This is a genomic window from Halalkalibacter akibai JCM 9157 (genome assembly GCF_000513135.1).
GTDB classification, from domain to species: Bacteria; Bacillota; Bacilli; order Bacillales; family Bacillaceae_D; genus Halalkalibacter; species Halalkalibacter akibai.
On record NZ_BAUV01000033.1, the window covers coordinates 1 to 22751 of the forward strand.

20 protein-coding genes and 1 pseudogene are annotated in these 22751 nt (G+C 38.2%); 13 read left to right on the top strand and 8 right to left on the bottom strand.

Annotated elements, in window-relative coordinates:
- Window positions 1–403 precede the first annotated feature (403 nt).
- The 4 genes and pseudogenes from JCM9157_RS16000 to JCM9157_RS16015 all read left to right on the top strand — a co-directional run bounded on the left by JCM9157_RS16000 (window position 404) and on the right by JCM9157_RS16015 (window position 4636).
- The gene (locus JCM9157_RS16000; protein ID WP_035666283.1) at window positions 404–1306 is read left to right on the top strand and encodes a fumarylacetoacetate hydrolase family protein; all 903 of its coding nucleotides are present in this window, start codon (window positions 404–406) and stop codon (window positions 1304–1306) included.
- A gap of 45 nt (window positions 1307–1351) precedes the next feature.
- Window positions 1352–2816 (top strand): annotated as a pseudogene (gene gucD / locus JCM9157_RS16005) (alpha-ketoglutaric semialdehyde dehydrogenase GucD).
- Window positions 2817–2927: 111 nt separating this feature from the next.
- Window positions 2928–3812: a fumarylacetoacetate hydrolase family protein gene (locus JCM9157_RS16010; RefSeq protein WP_235715036.1), complete on the top strand. Its 885-nt coding sequence runs from the start codon at window positions 2928–2930 to the stop codon at window positions 3810–3812.
- A gap of 59 nt (window positions 3813–3871) precedes the next feature.
- Window positions 3872–4636 carry an IclR family transcriptional regulator gene (locus tag JCM9157_RS16015; RefSeq protein ID WP_035666285.1) on the top strand — a complete coding sequence of 255 codons (765 nt, stop codon included), beginning with the start codon at window positions 3872–3874 and terminating at the stop codon, window positions 4634–4636.
- A 51-nt stretch (window positions 4637–4687) separates the two neighbouring features.
- On the opposite strand, the gene JCM9157_RS16020 is transcribed toward JCM9157_RS16015, so the two are convergent.
- Window positions 4688–6667, bottom strand: coding sequence for a YjhG/YagF family D-xylonate dehydratase (locus JCM9157_RS16020; RefSeq protein WP_035666287.1), 1980 nt, complete (start codon window positions 6665–6667; stop codon window positions 4688–4690).
- Between the two features lie 307 nt (window positions 6668–6974).
- Here JCM9157_RS16020 and JCM9157_RS16025 point away from each other — a divergent pair, with 307 nt between their 5' ends.
- From JCM9157_RS16025 to JCM9157_RS16065, 9 genes are all read left to right on the top strand, one after another.
- On the top strand, window positions 6975–8078 hold the full coding sequence (locus JCM9157_RS16025) for a Gfo/Idh/MocA family protein (RefSeq protein WP_035666288.1): 1104 nt from the start codon (window positions 6975–6977) through the stop codon (window positions 8076–8078).
- Between the two features lie 159 nt (window positions 8079–8237).
- On the top strand, window positions 8238–9401 hold the full coding sequence (locus tag JCM9157_RS16030; RefSeq protein WP_035666290.1) for a Gfo/Idh/MocA family protein: 1164 nt from the start codon (window positions 8238–8240) through the stop codon (window positions 9399–9401).
- A gap of 33 nt (window positions 9402–9434) precedes the next feature.
- A complete protein-coding gene (locus JCM9157_RS16035) occupies window positions 9435–9818 on the top strand; it encodes a VOC family protein (RefSeq protein WP_035666292.1) in 384 nt (127 codons plus the stop codon).
- A 177-nt stretch (window positions 9819–9995) separates the two neighbouring features.
- On the top strand, window positions 9996–10541 hold the full coding sequence (locus JCM9157_RS16040; RefSeq protein WP_035666294.1) for a D-lyxose/D-mannose family sugar isomerase: 546 nt from the start codon (window positions 9996–9998) through the stop codon (window positions 10539–10541).
- A 71-nt stretch (window positions 10542–10612) separates the two neighbouring features.
- Window positions 10613–11296 (top strand): GntR family transcriptional regulator, encoded by a 684-nt coding sequence (locus JCM9157_RS16045; RefSeq protein ID WP_035666295.1) that lies wholly within the window; start codon window positions 10613–10615, stop codon window positions 11294–11296.
- A gap of 86 nt (window positions 11297–11382) precedes the next feature.
- A complete protein-coding gene (gene uxaC / locus JCM9157_RS16050) occupies window positions 11383–12792 on the top strand; it encodes a glucuronate isomerase (RefSeq protein ID WP_035666297.1) in 1410 nt (469 codons plus the stop codon).
- A gap of 4 nt (window positions 12793–12796) precedes the next feature.
- Complete coding sequence (gene uxuA / locus JCM9157_RS16055; protein WP_035666298.1) at window positions 12797–13870, top strand: mannonate dehydratase; 1074 nt, start codon at window positions 12797–12799, stop codon at window positions 13868–13870.
- A complete protein-coding gene (locus JCM9157_RS16060) occupies window positions 13870–14718 on the top strand; it encodes an SDR family oxidoreductase (protein ID WP_035666299.1) in 849 nt (282 codons plus the stop codon). The genes uxuA and JCM9157_RS16060 overlap by 1 nt, the downstream gene beginning before the upstream one ends.
- 238 nt (window positions 14719–14956) lie before the next feature.
- Window positions 14957–16558: an aspartate:alanine exchanger family transporter gene (locus tag JCM9157_RS16065; RefSeq protein WP_035666301.1), complete on the top strand. Its 1602-nt coding sequence runs from the start codon at window positions 14957–14959 to the stop codon at window positions 16556–16558.
- Window positions 16559–16595: 37 nt separating this feature from the next.
- On the opposite strand, the gene JCM9157_RS16070 is transcribed toward JCM9157_RS16065, so the two are convergent.
- The 7 genes from JCM9157_RS16070 to JCM9157_RS25460 all read right to left on the bottom strand — a co-directional run bounded on the left by JCM9157_RS16070 (window position 16596) and on the right by JCM9157_RS25460 (window position 22681).
- Window positions 16596–16781 carry a hypothetical protein gene (locus tag JCM9157_RS16070; protein WP_035666303.1) on the bottom strand — a complete coding sequence of 62 codons (186 nt, stop codon included), beginning with the start codon at window positions 16779–16781 and terminating at the stop codon, window positions 16596–16598.
- Between the two features lie 261 nt (window positions 16782–17042).
- Entirely contained in the window at window positions 17043–18536 is a 1494-nt protein-coding gene (locus JCM9157_RS16075; protein WP_035666304.1) for a S8 family serine peptidase, read from the bottom strand.
- A 269-nt stretch (window positions 18537–18805) separates the two neighbouring features.
- Window positions 18806–19906, bottom strand: a complete 1101-nt coding sequence (locus JCM9157_RS16080; protein WP_035666306.1) for a Gfo/Idh/MocA family protein — start codon at window positions 19904–19906, stop codon at window positions 18806–18808.
- A gap of 30 nt (window positions 19907–19936) precedes the next feature.
- A complete protein-coding gene (locus JCM9157_RS16085; protein WP_035666308.1) occupies window positions 19937–20665 on the bottom strand; it encodes a ThuA domain-containing protein in 729 nt (242 codons plus the stop codon).
- Between the two features lie 21 nt (window positions 20666–20686).
- On the bottom strand, window positions 20687–21847 hold the full coding sequence (locus JCM9157_RS16090) for a Gfo/Idh/MocA family protein (RefSeq protein WP_035666311.1): 1161 nt from the start codon (window positions 21845–21847) through the stop codon (window positions 20687–20689).
- Window positions 21848–21860: 13 nt separating this feature from the next.
- Window positions 21861–22163 (bottom strand): substrate-binding domain-containing protein, encoded by a 303-nt coding sequence (locus JCM9157_RS25455; RefSeq protein ID WP_235715037.1) that lies wholly within the window; start codon window positions 22161–22163, stop codon window positions 21861–21863.
- 26 nt (window positions 22164–22189) lie between these two features.
- Complete coding sequence (locus JCM9157_RS25460) at window positions 22190–22681, bottom strand: substrate-binding domain-containing protein (protein WP_235715038.1); 492 nt, start codon at window positions 22679–22681, stop codon at window positions 22190–22192.
- Window positions 22682–22751: the final 70 nt, after the last annotated feature.

A 22751-nucleotide genomic window follows, 5' to 3' on the forward strand; every position in this document is an offset into this window, starting at 1 on the left:
ATTTAGGGGTGCTTTTTTTGTTTCAATTAAACGGTCTTAGGTATTTATGAATTTTAACCTATTATTAAATAATTTTACTAAAATCAAATATTGTTGTTACAACAAAAAAACAGTAGTTTAAATAATTTTCTGCAGAAACTCTTGAGAAAAATTACTAAATCATATAACATAAATGATAAGTGATATTGCCAGACGATTCAGTCATTTTTATCACTTGAGTTTTGTAAGCGCATACGATAAGACATCACTTTAAAACAAAACTGTGTTTTACATTATAAAACAATTGTGAGGGTAGATAAAATAATATCTAGTAACCTTCATAATTAAAAAAATAATGTTAACACCAATATTATCTTTAAAACTACTAAGTTTTCTAACATTTTATTAATAGGAGGATTTAAAAATGAGGATTATTCGTTTCTTACAAGACCAAAAAGCCGTATTAGCAGCCGTGTCAGATGATGAAAAGGTTTTCGTACTGCCTCACAACGATTTGTTAGAACTTGTTAAGGTGGCAGATGATAAGGGTGTAACACCACTTGAAGTGGTCCAGGTCATGATTGCCGATCAATTACCAATCGCAACTAGTTTGGGAGAGTTAGAGTTGCTTGTTCCGATTGAGGCACCAGAGGTTTGGGCAGCTGGAGTCACGTATGAAAAAAGTAAGGAAGCTAGAAACTACGAGGCTACTGGAGGAAAGCTTGATGCGACAACTTTCTATGACAAAGTCTATGACGCTAAGCGCCCAGAGATCTTCTTTAAATCTACACTAGCTAGAACAAAAGGCCCTGATCAAGAAGTGTACATAAGAACAGATTCAAATTGGCAAATTCCTGAACCAGAACTTGGTTTAATTATTAATCATAAAGGAAAGGTCATTGGGTATACAGCCGGTAATGATATGAGCAGTCGCGACATTGAAGGAGAAAATCCACTGTACCTTCCGCAAGCTAAAATATGGAAGCACTCTTGCTCAATTGGACCCGCAGTTCGTTTAGCTGAAACCGTTATTGATCCTTATTCGTTTGAGATTACCTGCCGAATTTATCGAGATAACGAGCAAGTTTTCGAAGGTAAGGCGAGTACTGGTCAATTAAAGAGAAAATTTGATGAACTAGTATCTTATTTGGTGAAAGATAATGAGATCTTTGATGGTACAGTTCTTCTAACGGGAACTTGTATTGTGCCACCAAATGAGTTTACATTAGCAGATGGGGACCTGATTGAAATTGAAATCTCAGATATTGGTATTTTGAAGAACCCAGTGAAAAGTCAGGTAAATAAAGCAATTTCCACATCGAAATAAAAATTCTATTAATCCAGTAATTGATTCTAGAAAGGAAGAGTGTATATGACGGTACAAACAAATGTAGAGACGTTTCTTAATTACGTAAACGGCGAATGGGTTGCAAGTTCAAGTAACGAGGTAACATCTAGTTTAAACCCTGCAAATAAAAATGAAGTGGTTGGCCTTGTACAGAAATCTACGAAAGAGGATTTAGATCAAGCGGTTGCTGCAGCCAAACAAGCACAAATTAGCTGGAGAAAACTCTCAGGAGCTGCACGTGGCGAGTATCTTTATAAAGTAGCAAACATACTTGAAGAAAACCTCGATGATATTGCTATGACAATGACGAAAGAAATGGGGAAAACGTTCCCCGAAGCAAAGGGAGAGACTGCACGTGGTGTGGCTATCCTCCGTTATTATGCAGGGGAGGGTATGAGAAAGGTGGGTGATGTCATCCCGTCAACAGATAGCGATGCGTTAATGTTTACAACTCGCGTCCCTCTAGGTGTTGTTGGGGTAATTACACCTTGGAACTTCCCAGTAGCGATTCCAATTTGGAAAATGGCGCCTGCCCTTGTCTATGGTAATAGTGTTGTATTAAAACCTGCGAGCGAAACTGCTGTAACAGCGGCGAAAGTTGTGGATTGTTTTGCTCAAGCTGGTTTCCCTGAAGGTGTCGTTAATATGGTGACAGGATCTGGATCGGTCATAGGTCAAGGAATTATTGACCACCGTGATATTAATGGTATTACTTTCACTGGGTCCGACCAAGTTGGTAAACAGGTAGGCCTTGGTGCAGTTGCTCGTGGAGCAAAGTATCAATTAGAAATGGGTGGAAAATCCAGTTATTGTGGCTGCAGATGCAGATTTGGATTTAGCTGTTGAGGCGACAATTAGTGGAGGATTACGTTCTACAGGTCAAAAATGTACGGCAACTAGTCGAGTAATTGTTCAACAAGAGGTTTATGATGAGTTTAAAGAAAAACTTCTAGCAAAAGTAAAAGAAATTAAAGTTGGAGACGGACTTGATGGTGAAACATGGATGGGTCCTTGTGCGAGTGAAAGCCAATTAAATACCGTTCTTTCTTATGTTGAAAAAGGTAGAGAGGAAGGAGCAACTCTTTTATTTGGCGGAGAAAGACATAAAGAATTAGGTCTGGAGAATGGATTCTATGTTCAGCCAACAGTCTTTGAGAATGTATCTAGTCAAATGAGTATTGCACAAGAAGAAATTTTTGGTCCAGTACTGGCGCTAATGAAAGTAAATTCGATTGAAGAAGCTCTTGAAGTTGCTAATGACGTAGAATTTGGATTAAGTGCTTCCATTTTCACAACAAATATTTCAAATATGCTTTCGTTCATTAAAGATATGGATGCTGGTCTAGTCCGGATTAATGCAGAGAGTGCCGGAGTTGAGTTACAAGCTCCTTTTGGAGGAATGAAACAATCTAGTTCTCATTCTCGTGAACAAGGTCAGGCTGCAATTGAATTCTTCACAGCAATTAAAACGGTGTTTGTAAAAGGGTAAAAGTTGTATAGAGTTACTTAATGTTTTGAGGTTGGCTCGAAAGGTCATAAACGACTTTTTGTGAGTCAACCTCTTTTTACAGGATGTTTTAAGAGAGAGGGGAAATCACAGGTGATTACAGTAAGTATGGTTAGAGAAGATAAGATGGTTTTAGGTGTGAGAACAGAAAACGGCATTTTTGATGTGGAAAAGGCGGTCGCAAAAATTCCAGAGCAAACAAACATTCCAAGGACTGTTCAAAGTTTGTTAAAGTCAGGAGAACAAGGTCGTTTTGCCCTGGAGAATCTAGTAAAAGAATTAAGTGGAAATCAAGAATTCTTTCTTGAAGAAACTGCCATAACCTTTGGTCCTTGTGTGCCTGACCCAGAGAAGATTATTTGTGTTGGATTAAATTATAAGCAGCATGCAGATGAGTGTCAGATGGATTATCCAGAAACTCCTATTTTATTTAGTAAGTTTGCCAATGCTCTTTCTGGCCATCAGCAAGATATAAAGCTACCAGAGAAGGGAACCCAATTTGATTACGAAGCTGAACTCGTTCTTGTAATAGGGCGAGAGGCGAAAAATGTTTCAGAAGAAGATGCTCTTTCCTATGTGTACGGTTATTGTAATGGCAATGATTTATCTGTCCGTGATTTGCAATTTAAAAGTACACAATGGTTGTTAGGGAAAACGACGGATGGTTTTTGTCCAACTGGTCCATATTTAGTAAGTAAAGATCGAATTGAAGATCCTGATGATCTCAGAGTTACATTAACGTTAAATGGTGAAGTGCGCCAAAACTCCAATACATCGGATATGATTTTTAACTGTTCTCAGATTATTAGTTATATTTCGCAACATATGACACTTAAGCCTGGAGATCTTATATTAACAGGTACTCCAGAGGGGGTCTTGATGGGAATGAAAGAAGAAGAACGAGAGTGGTTAAAAGCAGGCGACGTTGTTACCGTTGAAATAGAAGGGTTAGGAGCACTAACTAATAGGTTTAAGTAGAATTAGATGTTATAGTAAAATAAGAGATAGTGGATTTGTTTATGTAAAGGATGACAGATATGCCAATTATTCAAGCAGTTGAACGCGCCCTCCGAATCGTCGATTTATTTAATGAGTATGAGACGGAATTGAAAATTACCGACATTAGTGAAAGAATGCAGCTTCATAAAAGCACCGTTCATTCCCTATTAAAGACGCTACAAAAGCATCATTATATTGAACAAAACCCTGAGAATGGTAAATATCGTCTAGGTTTAAAGTTATTTGAACGTGGCAATTTTGTTATTCAGAGTTTGGATCTTCGTACCCTGGCAAAAGAGCACCTTGTTGCTCTTTCGAAACAAACTGGAAAAACCGTTCATTTGTGTATCCTTGATGGAAAAGAAGGAGTTTATATCGATAAAGTAGAAAGTGCCAGCTCCATGATTCTGTATTCTAAGATTGGTCGCAGAGTTCCGGTTCATTCAAGTGGAGTTGGTAAGGTGTTAGTTGCATGGAAGACTGAAGAAGAATTACAAGCTATTTTAGAAGCTTACGAGTATACGAAGCAAACACCTTACACAGTTGAAGATAGAGAGAGTTTTTTAAAAGAGCTCGAAAAAACTCGTGAACGGGGTTTTGCCATTGATAATCAAGAGAATGAAGCCGGTGTTATTTGTGTGGCGATTCCAGTTAGAAACTTCACAGGTCAAGTAGAAGCGGCTATAAGTATGTCTACAACCGTGTCAAAAGTTAACGAAGAAGAGTTAAACCAGCATGTTGAACTATTAAAACAGACTGCAAAAGAATTATCACTAAAATGGGGATATGGTGTTACAAGTTAAAAAAACAAAAGCCGAAGACCTTCTATGAATAAAGGTCTTCGGCTTTTTAGTTTATGATTCTTTGCTTAAAGCTCGCTTTCCTGCTTCTAACGTTTCAATGATCATGTCAACATCGTAGACGCTTCCCCGCCATGTTCCGCCACTTACGGATTGAAGGGCTGCCCATAGTCTTGTGTCGTCAGGAAGCTCTGGATCAGGTCTTAAGTCTGGATGAGGATCACGCTCTTCTAAAACTTGAGCTCCTTTTTCAGCACTAAATGTTTTTCCTGCACAACCGATAAAATTAATGCTTCCTTGCAATTCATTACGGTCAACTATGATCTCAACTACATCCCCGTTCCTTAGCTTACCAATGGCTCCTCCTGCGAGCGCTTCAGGTCCGATATGGCCAATACAGGCTCCTGTTGATACGCCAGAAAAACGAGCGTCTGTTATGAGAGAAACGTATTTACCATAAGAAAGGTGCTTAAGTGCAGACGTTAGCTGATAAGTTTCTTCCATTCCTGTACCAGAGGGACCACGTCCAATAACCGCCATAATATCACCTTTTTTGATTTCTCCAGATTTGATAGCTGCGATGGCACTTTTTTCTGTTGTAAATACCTTTACTATACCGGTATGACGATAAACACCATCCGGATCAACAACGGTAGGGTCAATAGACGTAGATTTAATGACGGAACCCTCTGGAGCAATGTTTCCAATTGGAAACGCTACAGTAGATGTTAATCCACGACTTTTAGCTTTTTCAGGAGTCATAATGATATCGTCCGGGTTAATACCATCCTCTTCTTGCAGACGTTTTCTAATTTCTACTCTTCGTTCAGAAGTTTCCCACCAATCAAGAACGGTGCCAAGTGTCTCGCCTGTTACTGTCATAACATGCTCTTTTAGGATATTAAGTTTTCTTAGTTTAAGCATAACCTCCGGAACACCACCAGCTAAAAAGGCACGTACGGTTGGATGATGTTCTGGTCCGTTTGGTAGAACACTTACAATTCTTGGAACTGAACGATTAATTTTATTCCAATCCTCTACCGTTGGAATTTGACACTTCGCTGCATGAGCTACAGCAGGAATGTGAAGCAATAAATTAGTTGATCCACCAAAAGCAGCATGAATGACCATTGCATTATGAATGGCATCATCTGTGACAATATCTTTCGTTTTAATTCCTAACTCCTCCATTTTAATGGCCGCTCGAGCTGACTGTCGCGCCATTTCTTCCCAAATTGGCTGTCCCGAAGGTGCAAGAGCCGAGTGTGGAAGAGACATACCTAATGCTTCAGCGATGACTTGAGCGGTGGCAGCTGTTCCTAGAAATTGACACCCTCCTCCTGGAGTGGCACAAGCACGACAGCCTAGGTCTGCTGCGTCTTGTAATGATAATTCTTCATTTGCAAAACGCGCTCCTATCGTTTGAATTTTCCCAGCATCTTCGCCTTTTGTTGGAGGAAGCGTAACGCCACCTGGTACGATGATAGTAGGAAGATCTAGCATCGCAGCTAATGCTATCATTGTAGCAGGCAGTCCTTTGTCACAAGTTGCTACTCCAATAACAGCTTTTCTGGTTGGGAGAGAACGGATTAACCGTCTGTAAACAATTGCAGCGTCATTACGATAAGGAAAAGAGTCAAACATGCCTGTCGTCCCTTGGGAACGTCCGTCACAAGGATCGCTCACATATCCTGCAAAAGGAACACCACCTTTGGCTTTGATTTCTTCTGAAGCCGCTTTCATAAGTAAACCAACTTCCCAGTGACCAGTATGATAACCTAAAGCAATTGGAGTACCGTCTTCAGCCCTTATCCCACCCTGCGTACTTAATATTAAAAATTGCTTACCGTTTAGTTCGGTTGGTTTCCAGCCCATGCCGACATTTTGAGATAACCCAAACAAATCTCCACTTGGAGAATGAAGTAACATTTCTGGTGTTAACGGAAGAGAGCCAGTCGGACCTTCAGCATGTGTTTGAACCTCATAAATCTCTTTTTTTTCATTTCCGAGTATGTAGTTTAAATTGGAAGTCATGTATTAGCTCCTTTTTATAATTTGTTTAAGAATTTACTAAAAAGAAAGAATATTGAATTTACATATCATTTATTCTATCATAATATTAGCTATAGATGGATATTTCTAAAGAAACCGATGGAGCAATATTTGATAGAAAAGAATAAAAAAACATAATGTTATATGAGAGATGTGGTATGAAAAGATGTTCTATCTCAGCGTATTACACATAGAATAAATATGTTTACATAAAACTACCATACTAGTACGATTAAGATGCTAGTGTCTTAGTTTTTTCAAGTGAATGTTAAAAAAGGGGGCTATACAAATGAGTAAGAACGATGGTATGAATTATGCACCAAAAGGAAAAGTGTCAAAGGTAGTAGCTGAGGGTGAATTTATATTCGCAGCAGTAGGTTTAGATCATGGACATATATATGGAATGTGTAACGGTTTATTGGAAGCAGGTGGAGAATTAGTTGCTGTATTTGATCCTGATCTTAAAAAAGCACAAGCCTTCATTGAAAAATATCCTGGTGTAGAAATTGCTGCTTCTGAAGAGGAGATTTTAAACAATCCTGCTATTCAGTTGATTGCATCAGCGGCAATCCCTGCAAATCGTTGTGAGATCGGACTTAAAGCTTTAGATCACGGGAAACATTATTTTGTGGATAAACCAGCTTTTACTACATTAGAGCAAGTTGAAAAAGCTAGGAAAAAGACAGAAGAAACAGGCCTTAAGTGGGGTATTTATTATAGTGAGCGCCTACATGTGGAAAGTGCCATTTTTGCTGGTCAATTAGTTGAACAAGGGGCAATTGGACGTGTCATCCAAGTAATGGGAACTGGTCCACACCGGGCTAACGCAAAAAGTCGTCCTGACTGGTTCTTTGATCCTGAAGCTTACGGAGGGATCTTATGTGATATTGGAAGTCATCAAATTGAGCAATTTCTTCATTATACAGGAGCGAAGGATGCAAAAGTGCTACATAGTAAAGTCGCAAACTACAATTTTAAGGAGTACCCTAAATTTCAAGACTATGGTGATGCTACACTAGTGGCTGATAATGGGGCAACTTTTTATTTCCGTGTAGATTGGTTCACTCCAGATGGTCTTGGCACTTGGGGAGATGGTCGAGTAACAATACTTGGAACAGAAGGGTATATCGAAGTTCGCAAGTACATTGATATTGGTCGTGATTCTGCAGGTGATCATTTATATTTAGTGAACCAAGAAGGAGAAAAGCATTTCGAGTGTACCGGAAAAATCGGTTACCCTTTCTTTGGAGAATTTATTTTAGACTGTTTAAACGGGACGGAAAATGCAATGACGCAAGATCATGCATTCAAGGCAGCTGCATTATGCATTGAAGCTCAAAATCAAGCTATTTTTGTTGAAACAGCCGAAACACCAGTTCCAACCAAATCATAGGTTTGAAATCTATCTAGTTAATAAAGTAGAAATTTTGAAAACTCGACTGAAGACGTCATAGAGATAAAAAAAATCTGCACTAACTTATTAATGAAAGCGATACCAAGTGATGTTTGATTATCTAGTGTACACTAAATCTATTAAAGAGGAGCTAAAACAATGTTAAAAGTAGCAATTATTGGTGCTGGAGCGATTTCATCTGCACACATTAAAGCGTATCAAGAATTCTCAGATCGTTGTGAAATTATTGCCCTTTGTGATATCTATCCTGAAAAAGCGGAAGAAAAAGCTAGGAAATACAACTTAAATGTAAGTATTTATGAAGATTATAAACAAATTGCTGAAAGAGAAGACATTGACTTGGTTTCTATTTGTACACCACCATACACTCATGCTGAGACTGCAATTACTTTGATGGATGCAGGCAAGCATGTGATCGTTGAGAAACCTATGGCATCGTCTTTAGAAGAGTGTGATGCCATGAATGAAGCAGCAGAGCGTAGCCAAAAAGTCTTGTCAGTTATTGCACAGAATCGTTTCCGAACGCCAATGATGAAGTTGAAGAGTGTGTTGGAAACAAAGCTAATGGGCCCAATTGTTCATACACAAGTAGATTCCTTTTGGTGGAGAGGTCACAGTTATTATGATTTATGGTGGAGAGGAACATGGGAAAAAGAAGGAGGAGGTTGTACGTTAAATCATGCAGTGCATCATATTGATATTTTTCAGTGGATGAACGGAATGCCTTCTGAAATAACGGCAATTACCAGTAATACTTCTCATGATAATGCCGAAGTTGAAGATTTATCAATTGCGATCTGTCGTTATGAAAATGGAAGTTTAGCTCAGTTGACGAGTTCTGTTGTTCATCATGGAGAAGAACAACAATTAATCTTCCAAGGCAAAAATGCTAGAGTCTCTGTTCCATGGAAGCTTAAAGCTTCGAAATCACAGGAAAATGGATTTCCTGCCGACGACCATGAACTTGAGGAAAGGCTCCAATCAGTTTATGATGAACAACCTGAATGTCTATATGAAGGCCATGAAGGGCAAATTAATGACGTACTCCTTGCTATTGAAGGACAGAAAGAAGTATTAGTTGATGGAATTGAAGGAAGAAAGACGTTAGAGTTAATAACGGCTATTTATCAATCATCAAGCTTAGGAGAAAAGGTTACATTACCGTTAACAGGGGATAGTCCATTTTATACTCGTGAAGGTGTCATGAAACATGCAACTCACTTCTACGAAAAGAAAAATAGTATTGAAAACTTTAGTGACAATACAATTACAACTGGTGGGAACTATACAACTGATAAATAAAAAGCTCAATTATTATAGTAAGGGGTAACTTTAATGTTTAAAATTGAAAATATTCATCATGTGAGTCTTTCCATTACCAATTTAGAAAAGGCAAAACATTTTTACAGCAATGTTCTTGGATTTCAAGAGATTAAGCGTCCGGATTTCGATTTTCCGGGAGCTTGGTACCAGATTGGAAATCAACAATTACATTTAATTGTTCATCCTATATCTAACACTTTGCGCGGGGACGCTCCGATTCAGTCTCGAGATGGTCATTTTGCTATTCGAGTTAAAAACTATCATGAAACCCTTGCATATCTGAAACAAACTGGAATGGAATTAGTAGAAAAACCAAACAGTAAAAGTGGATTTGCACAAATTTTTTGTGCTGATCCTGATGGTAATTTAATTGAATTTAACGTAGATCAGAAATAGAAAATGAGGTCGAGGGTTATTCCAAGAACTTTAAGGAGTAACCTTTAAAAAAGGCGTGTAGATTAGCTAAAACGTTTATAGATTAGTTATATTAAAAAGTTCAAAGTGAACAAAGTCTTTTTCAGGGCGTGTTTTATGGGACATTTCTTGAGAAGATTTTAATAGGAGGATACAAATATGGTATCAAAATCAGAATTTCTAGAAGCGCGCGATAAAACAAAGAAATTGTTTGAACAAGCTGGAATTATACTTACAAAAGAAGAACAGGAAAACATTGAAGTCGCTGATTTTGGTTTAGACGAGCTAGAAATACAGGGGTTAGAATTGTTAACTTATATTAATAATGAGTTTTATTGCGCGAAGGAATTAGTGTTATTTCCTAATCAAACATGTCCAGAGCACAAGCACCCACCAATTGGAGAATTAAACGGTAAAACAGAAACGTTTCGTTGTAGAGTTGGAAAAGTTTATCTTTATGTAGAAGGAGAACCAACAAAACATTTGAAAGCTATAATCCCTGAAGAAAGTAAGGCCTATTACACAGTATTTCATGAAATTGAATTAAATCCCGGAGAACAATATACGATTCCACCTAATACACTTCACTGGTTTCAATCTAGTGAAGAAGGAGCGATTGTATCTGAATTCTCAACAACGAGTAGGGATGAATATGATATCTTTACGGATCCACGTATTAAAAGAATACCTGAGATAAAAGGGTAAGAGATTCGCTTTTGAGACTACCATACAACACTACTTGTATGGTAGTATAGGAGTTGAGGGGGTGACGAAAATTGATTCTAGAACTTGGTGAAAGAAGCAAATTTTCTTCAACACGAGATTATGTTTATAACGTTCTAAGAGAAAACATAATATCTTTGAAGCTTGAGCCTGGTTTATCTATATCTGAAAAAGAAATCTCTGAAAAACTACAAGTCAGCAGAACTCCAGTTAGGGAAGCTTTTGTTAAATTAGTTCAGGATGAACTACTTGAGGTTTACCCGCAAAGAGGTTCTTTTGTTGCTTTAATTGATTTAAATCATGTTGAAGAGGCAAGGTTTATTCGCGAACATTTAGAAAAAGCAGCAATTGGTTTGGCTTGTAAAACGTTTTCTCCTGAACATTTAAATCGCTTAGAATTTAATATACATATGCAAAAGCGTTGTGTGGAAATTAAGGATTATAAAAAGTTTTTTGAACTAGATGAAGAGTTTCATGAGACTATTTCAGAAGGTTGTGGGAAAAAACGGATTTGGGGAATTATTCAACAGATGAATGTCCATTTAAATCGAGTTAGAATGTTAAGTTTAACTGAACAACATAATTGGGAAGTTATCTTAAGGCAGCATGAGGAAATGATTGAGGCAATTAAAGATCAAAATGTTAAACGTGCCAAAAAAGTAATTAGGGAACATCTTACACTTGTCAACGATAATCAGTCCCAGCTGAAAAAAGCATTTCCTACGTATTTTAAGTGATTTTAATAAATGACCAGTTTTAACTGGTTGTTTGTTCAAATAGATGAAAGCGTTCTCTTATGAGTTTGCGATAACGAGGTGATAGCATGGTTCCTTTTATGAACAAGGATTTTTTGTTAGAAACTGAAACGGCTAAAAAGCTTTATCATGAATATGCAAAAGAAATGCCAATTATCGATTACCATTGCCATTTAACGGCTAAAGAAATTGCTGAAAATAAACACTTTTCTTCTTTAACCCAAGCGTGGTTAAGTGATGATCATTATAAATGGAGAGCCCTTCGTGCGAATGGTGTGTCAGAAGAATTTGTGACAGGGGAAGAGAACGATTCTGATAAATTTCAAAAATGGGCAGAAACGGTTCCCAATTTAATTGGCAATCCGCTTTATCACTGGACTCATTTAGAATTGCAACGTTGTTTTGGTATTACTGATATATTAACTCCAGAAACAGCTGAATCAATTTGGAATGAATGTAACGCCATGTTACAAAAAGATCAGTTAACCCCAAAAGAAATTATTAAGCAATTTAATGTGAAAGCACTTTGCACAACTGACGATCCAATCGACTCATTAGATCATCATAAATCATTAAAAGAAGATGTTGATTTTCCGGTTCAAGTATTGCCTACTTTTCGTCCGGATGGGGCCTTAAATGTTGATAAAGGTACTTTCGTGGATTGGGTGAAAAAATTAGAGGGTGTTACTGGTATCAAGGTGCAAACTTATTTAGATTTTACAAAGGCGTTAGAACAAAGGGTCGATTACTTTCATGAAGTTGGTTGTAGGTTATCTGATCATGGATTAGATTCAGCTTTCTTCAGTAAGACAACGGTAACGGAAGTTCAGACGATTTTTACGAAAGCGCTCAATCAAGAAGTTTTGAATGAAAAAGAAGTCATACAATTTAAAACAGCTGTTCTCATTTTTCTAGGCAGATTGTACGCACAGAAAGGTTGGGCGATGCAGTTACATATTGGGGGGCTTCGTAATACCAATACTAGAATGATTGAAAAAGTTGGCCCGAACACAGGATATGATTCAATTGCCGATTTCACGTATGCGCGGGATTTAGCTTGTTTTCTAGATGAACTGGAAAAAACGAGCGAATTACCTAAAACGGTGTTGTATTGTTTAAATCCAAGGGATAATTATATGGTCGCTACTTTGGCTGGGAATTTTCAAAGTGAAGTACCGGGAAAAATTCAATTTGGAACAGCGTGGTGGTTTAATGACCAGCGTGATGGCATGGAAGATCAAATCAGAACGTTAGCCAACGTTGGAGTTTTATCCAATTTCGTTGGGATGCTAACCGATTCTAGAAGTCTACTTTCTTATACGAGACATGAATATTTCAGAAGAATTCTTTGTAACGTTATAGGGAAATGGGTAGAGAACGGCGAATATCCAGCTGATTTTGAACACCTAGGGAAAATTGTAAAGGATATTAGTTTTAATAATATAGAGCACTACTTAGCATTGGATAAGGAGATGTAAGCAGATGAGAATGGTATTTCGTTGGTTCGGAGAAGGAAATGATTATATTCCACTAGATCATATTAGACAGATTCCTGGAGTAGAAGGGATTGTTTGGGCTCTTCATGATATTCCTGCAGGAGATGAATGGCCATTAGAGCGAATAAAAGAAGTAAAGGAACAAGCTGATCGCTACAATCTAAATATTGACGTCGTTGAAAGTGTAAATATCCATGAAGATATTAAGTTAGGACTTCCGAGTAGAGATGTATACATTGAAAATTATAAGAAAACGATTGAAAGACTAGCACAAGTTGGTGTAAAAGTAATTTGCTATAATTTTATGCCTGTCTTTGACTGGACCAGAACCGATTTATTTAAAGAGCTGGAAGATGGATCAACGGCATTGTTTTTTGAAAATGCGAAAATTAAAGATATTGACCCAATGGAATTAGTGAAAGAAATCTCTGAGAATTCTAGTCTAACAATGCCTGGTTGGGAGCCTGAGAGATTAAAATCATTATCGAAGTTATTTGAACAATATAAAGAAGTAACTGAAGAAGATTTATGGAACAATCTACAATACTTTTTGGAGCAAATCATCCCTGTTGCCAAAGAACACAATATTAAGATGGCGATTCATCCAGATGATCCTCCTTTTTCGGTTTTTGGCTTACCTAGGCTGATCATTAACAAGGAAAATATTCAGCGCTTTTTAAAGCTTGTTGATGATCCATATAACGGACTTACTCTTTGTAGCGGATCACTTGGTGCAAACTTAAATAATGATGTCGCCGATATGGTGAGAGAATTTGCGGATAGAATTCATTTTGCTCATATTCGTAATGTGAAAACCTATGAAAATGGCGATTTTGTTGAAACATCACACCGTTCCAAAGACGGTACTGTTGATATATTAGAAATAATGAAGGCTTACCATGATATCGGCTTTACAGGGTATGCAAGGCCAGATCATGGTCGACATATTTGGGGAGAGAAGTGCAGACCGGGTTACGGATTGTATGATCGTGGTCTCGGTATTATGTACTTATGGGGAGTATGGGATTCACTAGAAAGACTAAAAAAGGAGGAAGCATAATGTTACCTTTAAATGAAAATTTAAAAGGGAAAGTTGCGGTAATCACAGGTGGGAGTGGTGTCCTTTGTGGAGAGATGGCTCGTGAACTTGGAAGACAAGGAGCAAAAGTAGCAATTTTAAATCGTCAACTTGAAAAAGGAAAAAAAGTAGAACAAGATATCCGTGAAGCTGGTGGTACAGCTCTAGCCGTTACCTGTGATGTGTTGGATGTAGAAAGTGTAAAACAAGCTGAGAAGTTAATTACGGAGGAACTTGGAATCTGTGATATTTTAATCAACGGTGCTGGTGGAAACCATCCTGATGGATCAACAACAAATGAAACATTAAAACTAGAAGATCTAGAAAATAAAGATTTAAAAACGTTCTATGATTTAACAACTGAAGGATTTCAGTTTGTTTTCAATTTAAATTTAATTGGTACGATTATTCCAACTCAAGTATTCTCGAAGAAAATGTTAAATCGCAAGGGCGCTACGGTGATTAATATGTCTTCCATGAGTGCTCCTTCACCAATGACAAAAGTTCCTGCTTACAGTGCTGCAAAAGCGGGCATTGATAACTTTACGCAGTGGTTAGCCGTTCATATGGCTGAAATGGGAATTCGCGTTAATTCAATCGCACCAGGATTCTTCTTAACAGAGCAAAACAAGCGTTTGTTAACAAATGAAGATGGGTCTTTAACTGAGCGCTCTAATAAAATCTTGACTCATACACCGATGAATAGATTTGGAAAGCCTGAAGATCTGTTAGGTACATTAATTTGGCTAGCTGATGAGAACATGTCTGGTTTTGTAACAGGAATTACGGTGCCAGTAGATGGTGGTTTCTTATCGTATTCTGGGGTATAACAATAGAAGTAAATTGAGAAGATCAAATCAACGCTTTATCGTTGGTTTGATCTTTTTATTTGTAAAAGGGTTATTCCTCCATTAACATTTTTCTTAAACTTCAAGAACCTTGATGATTTAATGATTTTTCATTCGCTCACTTCATTTGTGACCTATATCACTTACTCTTAGAAATAAATTCATATAATGAAGGAAACTAATAAGAATAGGAAAGAAGCGACTGTTTCTTAGATGGAGGATGGAAGTGGATTTATTTTCTTTATTAAATGAACCATTATTATTATTATTTATTATTTTATTTTTAGGTTCTCTTCTTGGTCAAGCAAAAATAAAAGGAGTTAGTCTTGGAACCTCAGGGGTGTTATTAGTAGCCATGTTGTTTGGACATTTCGGTTATCAAATTTCACCTACCGTGCAGAATTTAGGATTAAGTTTATTTATAGTAGCAGTAGGATTACAAGCTGGGCCACGTTTCTTTCGAATGATGCGCTCAAGTGGAATCATTTTTGGAATTATAGGTATATTTATTGTATTAATGGCTGCTGTGACAACCATAATTGTCGCAAAAATGTTTCATTTATCGCCAGCTTTAAGTATTGGATTAATGACTGGAGCACTGACGAGCACACCTGGTTTAGCCGCGGCGCTTCAAGCAACAAACGATCCGTTAGCCTCTGTTGGTTATGGTATTGCTTATCCATTTGGAGTCATAGCTGTGGTATTATTTGTACAGCTTTTACCAAGAATGTTGAACGTAGATTTAGTAAAGGACTTAAAAGAGAAAGACGATCCTGCACGAACGGAGGGATCTCCAGAGGTCATGACGATTGAAGTTAACCATTCTTCCGTTCACAAACGAACATTAAAAGAATTAAAATTCAACCGTTATAAATCAGTTGTTATTAGCCGTGTGATTCGAGGAGATCGAAATATTATTGCTTTAAATGATACGGTCATTTTAATAGGAGACCGTTTAGTTGCTGTTGGTTTACGTCCTGATTTAGAGGAACTTTGTCACGATATCGGAAAAGAAGTGAGATCGGACTTCAGCAATTCAGACCACGTTCAACTTCGTAAGGTCGTAGTTGACTCGGAAGAAATGATCGGTAAAAGTTTAAGGGAGCTTGAATTAAGAAGGAGGTATGGTGTAACCGTTACTCGGATGGAAAGAGGTGGGTTTGAATTTAACCAAAGTTCCAAGTGGCGATTAGAGAGAGGAGATACACTTACCCTTGTAAGTAGCGAAGATCGTTTAAATTCAATTGAAAAGCTTTTTAGTAAAAAAACGTTGACTGTAACAAATGTTCATATTTTTTCATTAAGTTTAATTTTATTAATAGGTATTGGAGTTGGAATGATACCGGTTCATTTACCTCATTTAGGCACAATCACGTTTGGAGTCGCTGGAGGCCCATTGTTTGTCGCTTTGATTATAGGCCATTTTGGGAAACTTGGACCTGTAAGGGCGCGGTACTTTCAACCTTCGAATCAAGTTATTCGGGATATTGGACTTGTATTGTTCTTGGCGGGAGCAGGCACAACGGCCGGACAGGGTATTGTCGAAGTCGTTCAAAGAGAAGGAGTAAGTCTTTTAATAGGAGGAGCACTCATAACAATCGTTCCTATTATATGCGGGTTTTTCATAGCTCGAAAATTCTTTCAATTAAGCATGGTCCATTCATTAGGAGCCCTTTGTGGAGGGTTAACAAGTACGCCAGGCCTTGGGGCAGTTAATCAGTTGATTGATTCTGAAGATCCATCTATCGCTTATGCAGCAGCATACCCGTTTGCCTTAATCTTGGTCGCGATCATTTCACAAGTGTTGGTGTTTTTCTTATAATAAAAAACCCGGTTATCTTTACCGGGTTCCTGTTTGTTTATGATCTTTGGATACTTGAGTTGGTATAACTTTGTACCAACTTATGTAAATCTTTGTGAGCTTCTCTTACTTTAAGTGTTTCTTCAAGTATTCGTTGAAACCCTTCTAGATCTTTATCAGATGCGTTTAGAACAGTTTTAGTTAACCCGTCAGCAATTTGTTGAAGTGTGAAATCACGATTCATTATCAATTCAACCTTTCTTAACTTTTTTATTTACCTAGTAGGCGGTGGATAAAAAGGGGGGAGAAATAGAACTGCTTTTTATTCTATTAACTTTATAGTAAGCCTTTTTCTAAAGATCGAATAGGGAACCCGCAACTTTATCATAAGGCTTGTACAATCTTACAAACAATTTGAACCTTTTTGATTATTTTTAATGGAAATGTAAAAAAGGGATATCTAAAAGTTGAAGCTCAACCTGAAGATATCCCTTTTTTGAAATCATTACTTTCTAATATTTAATAAAGCACGTTCAGCATTAACAATTCCATGTCCGTAAAATTCATCATATCCATTTTTTCCTGCATCTACTGCCGTTTGCTGTAGTCTTGCTTGCACTTGGTTCGGAGAAGGCTTTTTACCTGTTTCTGCTAATACTTGAGCAATGTAAGCTGCTGCGACACCAGAAACTTGTGGAGCAGCCATTGATGTACCGCCTTTCCAGCCATAGCCCTTTCCAAATAATGCTTCGGCTTCAGGACCTCTTCCTCCAAATTCCATATATGTTGGAACGGCACTTAAAACTAGATATTTACTTCCTTCTGTACGAGTAGGACCTAAATCTCCACCAGGAGCTCCAAGGTCAATCGCGCCGTTACCGTAATTGGAGTAAAATGCTAAGCGATCTTCCGTACCGAATCCACCACCAGTTGCCGAAACTGTGATAACACCCGGAATTTGAGCTGGCACAAAGAAAACAGCTCCTCTAGCTTCCCAACCATCATTACGATTCGCATTTTGCCAATCTGCAACTTTAGCTGGACTCTTTAAATCTTGTTCAGAGTTACCAGCAGAAGATACCACTGTTACTCCTTTGTTAACCGCATAACGAATTGCGCGAATATAAGCTACAAAATCAGCTGCACTATTTCCACCACGAACTTTCTCGCCTGTCTCAGGATCTGTATAGAACCATTGACCAAGAAGTCTAGTGCCACCTAAGCTCATGTTAATCACATCAGCACCATCATCTGCAGCTGCCATAATAGCATCTGTAATCCAAATTTGCTGAGCTCCACCACTAGCACCGAATACACGGTATGATCTTAAAGTGACTCCAGGAGCAACACCTTTCATGCTACCATCAGCACCAATCGTTCCTGCAACATGTGTACCATGACTGTTATAGTCCCAAGAGTCTGTAACACCTTCAGTTCCAGGGACGAATGTTTTTGAGTTCTCTAGATCTACATTGTCCTTCAAATCAGGATGGTCAAAATCAAAGCCACTATCAATAACCGCTACAACCACTTCACTTCTAGCATCTTTATAAAGGTCATGACTAGCACCATTGTTGGTAACTTGTTCAATATCCCACTGATAGCCAGATTCCCAAATGTTATTTATAGGAGGGGGTGTTTGAGTTGTTTCTTCATTCACTTCATTAAATTCTGGTAAATCAAGGCTAACCTCTTGAGAAGGTCCGATAGATAGAACGTCGCGATTGTTCATCATTTCTTTTAGGAAAGAACCAGGAGAATTTGTTTCTACTTCAATAACTCCAATTTTTGATACTTCATATGTAATTTCACCACCTGCTGCTGCGACGATCTCTTCCACATCACCTGGTAAACTCTCTGATTTAAAAACAACTAAAAGACGTTCGGTGTTTCCTTTTGTTTTAACTGAATCAGTTGCAAACACAGGAAAACTCATAGTGGATAAAGCTAATACAAATACTAGAAATAGGATAGACGTTTTTCTAAGCACTCTGTTCATAATAAAACTCCTTTCAATAGTAGGGTAGTAGTGTTAGTCTGGGCCTCCTTTAAAATGAATTAGTTTAAGTGTAAAGGAAACCTGTTTTTATTTCGCATTACGAAGGACTTAATTTTCTGAATACGATGTTAGGAAAATGGAAAGATATTTTTCTGAATTTTGTCTAAGTATTGATTTAAATAGGAAGGAAGTAGGGCAGAGGTCATAGACTATAAATACCGATAAACATAAAAAACGGAGAGCAGGGGACCCGACTCTCCGTTTATAACTTATGCTTTATTAGGAAACTGAAAATCTGTAGCCAAAGGTTGTGGTTTTGCGCATGTGCTTTCCATTTTATAATACGTACCACTAGCACCAGCATCATGAAAAGCATGCATAGCTTCTAAGGCATGATAAGCAAGCTCACCATTTGCTCTGTGTATACGGCCTTCTTTAATCGCAAGTGCCATATCAGCCACCCCAATACCGCGACTATTATCGTCGTATCCGTGTGTTAAAGGAATCTCGACAAAATGCTTCTCGTCTCTTTTTCTAATTTGAACAGGACCACCAAATGTATTTGGATCTGGAACTAATAAGGTCCCCTCGCTACCGTAAATTTCAATAGGAGGAAGACTAGAGCCACCAAATGCGTCAAAGCTGGTCACGATTGTTCCAATCGCTCCAGAAGTAAATTCCATCACTCCAGAAATATGAGTTGGTGTTTGTACTGTAATTTTTTCGCCAGCTTTTGGTTCACTTGTGATCGTACGTTCTGGATAACTAATTCTAGCAGCGCCAGAAATACGGTCAATAGGGCCAAGCATTGAAATCAAAGCTGTTAAGTAATAAGGACCCATATCAAACATAGGGCCACCACCAACATCATAATAGAAGGCTGGATCTGGATGCCAGTGTTCATGACCACGGTAAATCATAAAAGCGGTGGCCCCAATTGGAGTTCCAATTTCCCCTTTTTCGATTAATTCAATCGCGGTTTGAATTCCGCCACCTAAAAAGGTATCTGGTGCACTGCCAACTAGAAGACCTTTTTCACGAGCAACCGTTAGGATTTGTTGACCTTCTTCACGAGTGACAGCGAGTGGCTTCTCTGTATACACGTGCTTTCCAGCTTCTAATGCTTGAATACAAACTGTTGCATGTGCTTTAGGTATTGTTAAATTGATAATTAAGTCAATGGTAGGATCAGCTAATATATCCTCAACACTATAAGCATTAACATTGTATGTCTCAGCTTGTGCTTTAGCGCGTTCGATATCTAAATCAGCACATCCAACTAAATGAATGTGACCAAATTCTTGGCAGTTTTTTAGGTAAATCGAACTTATATTTCCACAACCAATGATACCAACATTTATTTTCTCCATGACCAATCCTCCAAGTAGACAAGTTTATTGTTACTGACTATCTCCCATACCCGTATAAGATCTGCCATTAGATGATACAGGTTGAGCTCCGTACAATGTTTTTCCTTCTGCAGCCCATAGGAAACCACGGCGCATAATTTTTGAAACTTCTGGCATGGCAACAATGTTTGCTACATGGCCCAGTGAGTTGTAGAATACACGACCTTGGCCCCAACGCTTCGTCCAAACGACAGGCATATCAACTGCTTTGTTCATTGCATGTGGACCATCCACAACCGGGAAGCGAGTGGTGGCTAGAACTTCAACAGCTGGGTCAACATGTAAGTAATACTGTTCACTTACCACTTTAAAATCAGACATACCTTCAAGAAGAGGGCTTGACGAGTGTTTAATATTTACCATATACTCAACCCCATCATTACCAGGGTGAGCAACCCAGTTACCACCGGTCATGAATTGCCAGTCGACATTGTTTCTAAATGAATCGCACATCCCACCGTGGCAGCCCGCTAGACCAACGCCGCTCATAATAGCTTCTGAAATATTTAATACATATTTCTTTTCGATTTCGCCCATTGTCCAGTGGGGGACGATTAAATCAAGTGATTTTAACTTTTCAACATCCGCATACGAATCAAGTGAATGAGACACTTCCACTTGGAAGTTTTCTTCTTCTAGAATTCCTTTAAAAATGTTAGCAATTTGATCAGGTTCGTGACCATCCCAGCCACCCCATACGATTAATGCATTCTTTTTCATTTAAAACAGCCCCTTTTTTAATTAAAGTTTTGAAACGTCAACCCAACTACGTTCGTTTATAGAATGTTCTACAGCTTCTAGTACTTGCTGGCACTTAACTCCATCATGGAAGTTAGGAACCGGTTGGCGATCCTCTTTAAGCGCTTCCATTAGTTCGACAGCTGAATGGATAAATGTGTGCTCATATCCAATCGTATGTCCAGCAGGCCACCATACATCTGAATAAGCGTGAGCAGCATCTGTTGCTAATACTCGACGGAACCCTTGAACATCTTCTTTATCATCGACGAAGTAAACTTGCAATTCATTCATGCGCTCAAAGTCAAAGATGACACTTCCTTTGCTACCGTTAATCTCAAACGAATTCGTACTACGGTGTCCTGTTGCAAAACGTGTAGCTTCAAAACTACCAATTGCTCCATTTGCAAAGCGAGCTAAAAATAACGTGGCATCATCGACGGTCACTGGACCTTTTTCACCACCTTGACTTCCGGTTGCTGTAAGACCAGTCATGTTTGATGGAAGAGGGCGCTCTTTAATAAACGTTTCACTCATCCCCATTACTTCGCTAATATCACCAATTAGATAATGCGCCATGTCAATAAGGTGAGCTCCTAGATCGCCATGTGAACCAGACCCAGCAATTTCTTTTTGTAGACGCCAGACAAGAGGGAAGTCAGGGTCAATAATCCAATCTTGTAGAAACCAAGCACGAAAATGATAAATCTCTCCTAATCTTCCTTCGTCAACGAGTTTCTTAGCCAACATAACGGCAGGGGCAAAACGATAGTTAAAGCCAACCATATGTTTAACACCTGCCGCTTCAACTGCTTCAAGCATTTCTCTAGAATCCTTTAATGTAAGCGCTAACGGTTTTTCGCAAAAAACATGTTTACCTGCCTTTGCCGCTTCAATGGCAATCTCTTTATGTACATCACTAGGTGCATTAATATCAATTAAATCAATATCATCTCGTTTTATTAGTTCTTTCCAATCAGTTGTGTATTCTTGCCAGCCAAACTGAGTCGCCGCTTCAGCAACGTCCTTTGGATTACGACCACAAATCACTTTCATTTCGGGATGAATATGTTTTGGGAAAAACATAGGAAGATCACGGTAAGCATGACTATGAGCTTTACCCATAAACTTATATCCGATCATACCAATATTAATTTTTTCCATTTTATTTACTCCTTTATTTCAATATAGTTCGAACAGATTCCCGTTCCATAATTGTAACAGGTAATCGTACACGAAGTTGCTCCGTTGGTGGCTTTTCTAACATTTCAAGTACTTTCTCAGCGGCAATTTGGCCTAAGTCAAAAAGGGGAACCTTCACAGAGCTTAGTTTTGGAATAGTCATTGTCGCGATGTCTGAATCATCATACCCTATAATTCCGTAATCTTTTCCTGCATGAAAACCGTATTCCACCAATCCTTGCATAAGACCAATAGCCATTCGGTCATTGGCAGTAAAAATAGCATCAATTTGGTCCATCTTTGCGGCAATTTCTTTTGCGGCCTTTAGCCACTTGTTCGACTGTAATTACCTTCAAAAATCAAATCAGAGGTAAGTTTGAGTCCCGACTTCTTCAATGCGTCTTGATATCCGGATAAGCGTTCACTACTGTTAGAGAACCGAATTGGTCCATTTAAGAAAGCAATCCGCTTGAATCCTTTTTGAATAAGCAAAGTAACAGCATCGAAGCTTCCTTCATAATGCATAGCGTCAATTGAATGAAAAGGAAGATTAGCGTAAGTTTGATTAACTAGGCAATAGGGAAAGTGCCTCTCATGTAATTTCTTTAGTTGCTCTAGCTCACCTGGTGTCTCCTTAGCGCCAAGAATAATACATCCATCAACTTTTTGTGTCTGAAAAAGTTGCACGTAATCTTTTGGTTCAGTAGAAGATTGGAAGAGAAGTAGCAAACCGTAATCCTTTTGCCCTAAAGTAAATCCAATCCCACTTAAGATTTCTGAAAAATAATTAGTAGTTAATAAATGTACTTTTGGCATATAAGGAACGATAACACCAATGTTACGGCTTTTTCCTTTTGCAAAACTTTGAGCTATTGCATTAGGGTGG

What these genes read in the sequence shown, in the direction of transcription:
- JCM9157_RS16030 (WP_035666290.1), top strand. Translation starts at nt 8,238, where the DNA reads ATGTTAAAAGTAGCAATTATTGGTGCTGGAGCGATTTCATCTGCACAC.
- JCM9157_RS16025 (WP_035666288.1), top strand. Translation starts at nt 6,975, where the DNA reads ATGAGTAAGAACGATGGTATGAATTATGCACCAAAAGGAAAAGTGTCA.
- JCM9157_RS16075 (WP_035666304.1), bottom strand. Translation starts at nt 18,536, where the DNA reads ATGAACAGAGTGCTTAGAAAAACGTCTATCCTATTTCTAGTATTTGTA.
- JCM9157_RS16060 (WP_035666299.1), top strand. Translation starts at nt 13,870, where the DNA reads ATGTTACCTTTAAATGAAAATTTAAAAGGGAAAGTTGCGGTAATCACA.
- JCM9157_RS16085 (WP_035666308.1), bottom strand. Translation starts at nt 20,665, where the DNA reads ATGAAAAAGAATGCATTAATCGTATGGGGTGGCTGGGATGGTCACGAA.
- uxuA (WP_035666298.1), top strand. Translation starts at nt 12,797, where the DNA reads ATGAGAATGGTATTTCGTTGGTTCGGAGAAGGAAATGATTATATTCCA.
- JCM9157_RS16090 (WP_035666311.1), bottom strand. Translation starts at nt 21,847, where the DNA reads ATGGAAAAAATTAATATTGGTATGATCGGATATAAGTTTATGGGTAAA.
- uxaC (WP_035666297.1), top strand. Translation starts at nt 11,383, where the DNA reads ATGGTTCCTTTTATGAACAAGGATTTTTTGTTAGAAACTGAAACGGCT.
- JCM9157_RS25455 (WP_235715037.1), bottom strand. Translation starts at nt 22,163, where the DNA reads ATGGACCAAATTGATGCTATTTTTACTGCCAATGACCGAATGGCTATT.
- JCM9157_RS16080 (WP_035666306.1), bottom strand. Translation starts at nt 19,906, where the DNA reads ATGGAGAAAATAAATGTTGGTATCATTGGTTGTGGAAATATAAGTTCG.
- JCM9157_RS16040 (WP_035666294.1), top strand. Translation starts at nt 9,996, where the DNA reads ATGGTATCAAAATCAGAATTTCTAGAAGCGCGCGATAAAACAAAGAAA.
- JCM9157_RS16070 (WP_035666303.1), bottom strand. Translation starts at nt 16,781, where the DNA reads ATGAATCGTGATTTCACACTTCAACAAATTGCTGACGGGTTAACTAAA.
- JCM9157_RS16065 (WP_035666301.1), top strand. Translation starts at nt 14,957, where the DNA reads ATGGAAGTGGATTTATTTTCTTTATTAAATGAACCATTATTATTATTA.
- JCM9157_RS16015 (WP_035666285.1), top strand. Translation starts at nt 3,872, where the DNA reads ATGCCAATTATTCAAGCAGTTGAACGCGCCCTCCGAATCGTCGATTTA.
- JCM9157_RS16035 (WP_035666292.1), top strand. Translation starts at nt 9,435, where the DNA reads ATGTTTAAAATTGAAAATATTCATCATGTGAGTCTTTCCATTACCAAT.
- JCM9157_RS16020 (WP_035666287.1), bottom strand. Translation starts at nt 6,667, where the DNA reads ATGACTTCCAATTTAAACTACATACTCGGAAATGAAAAAAAAGAGATT.
- JCM9157_RS25460 (WP_235715038.1), bottom strand. Translation starts at nt 22,681, where the DNA reads ATGCCAAAAGTACATTTATTAACTACTAATTATTTTTCAGAAATCTTA.
- JCM9157_RS16000 (WP_035666283.1), top strand. Translation starts at nt 404, where the DNA reads ATGAGGATTATTCGTTTCTTACAAGACCAAAAAGCCGTATTAGCAGCC.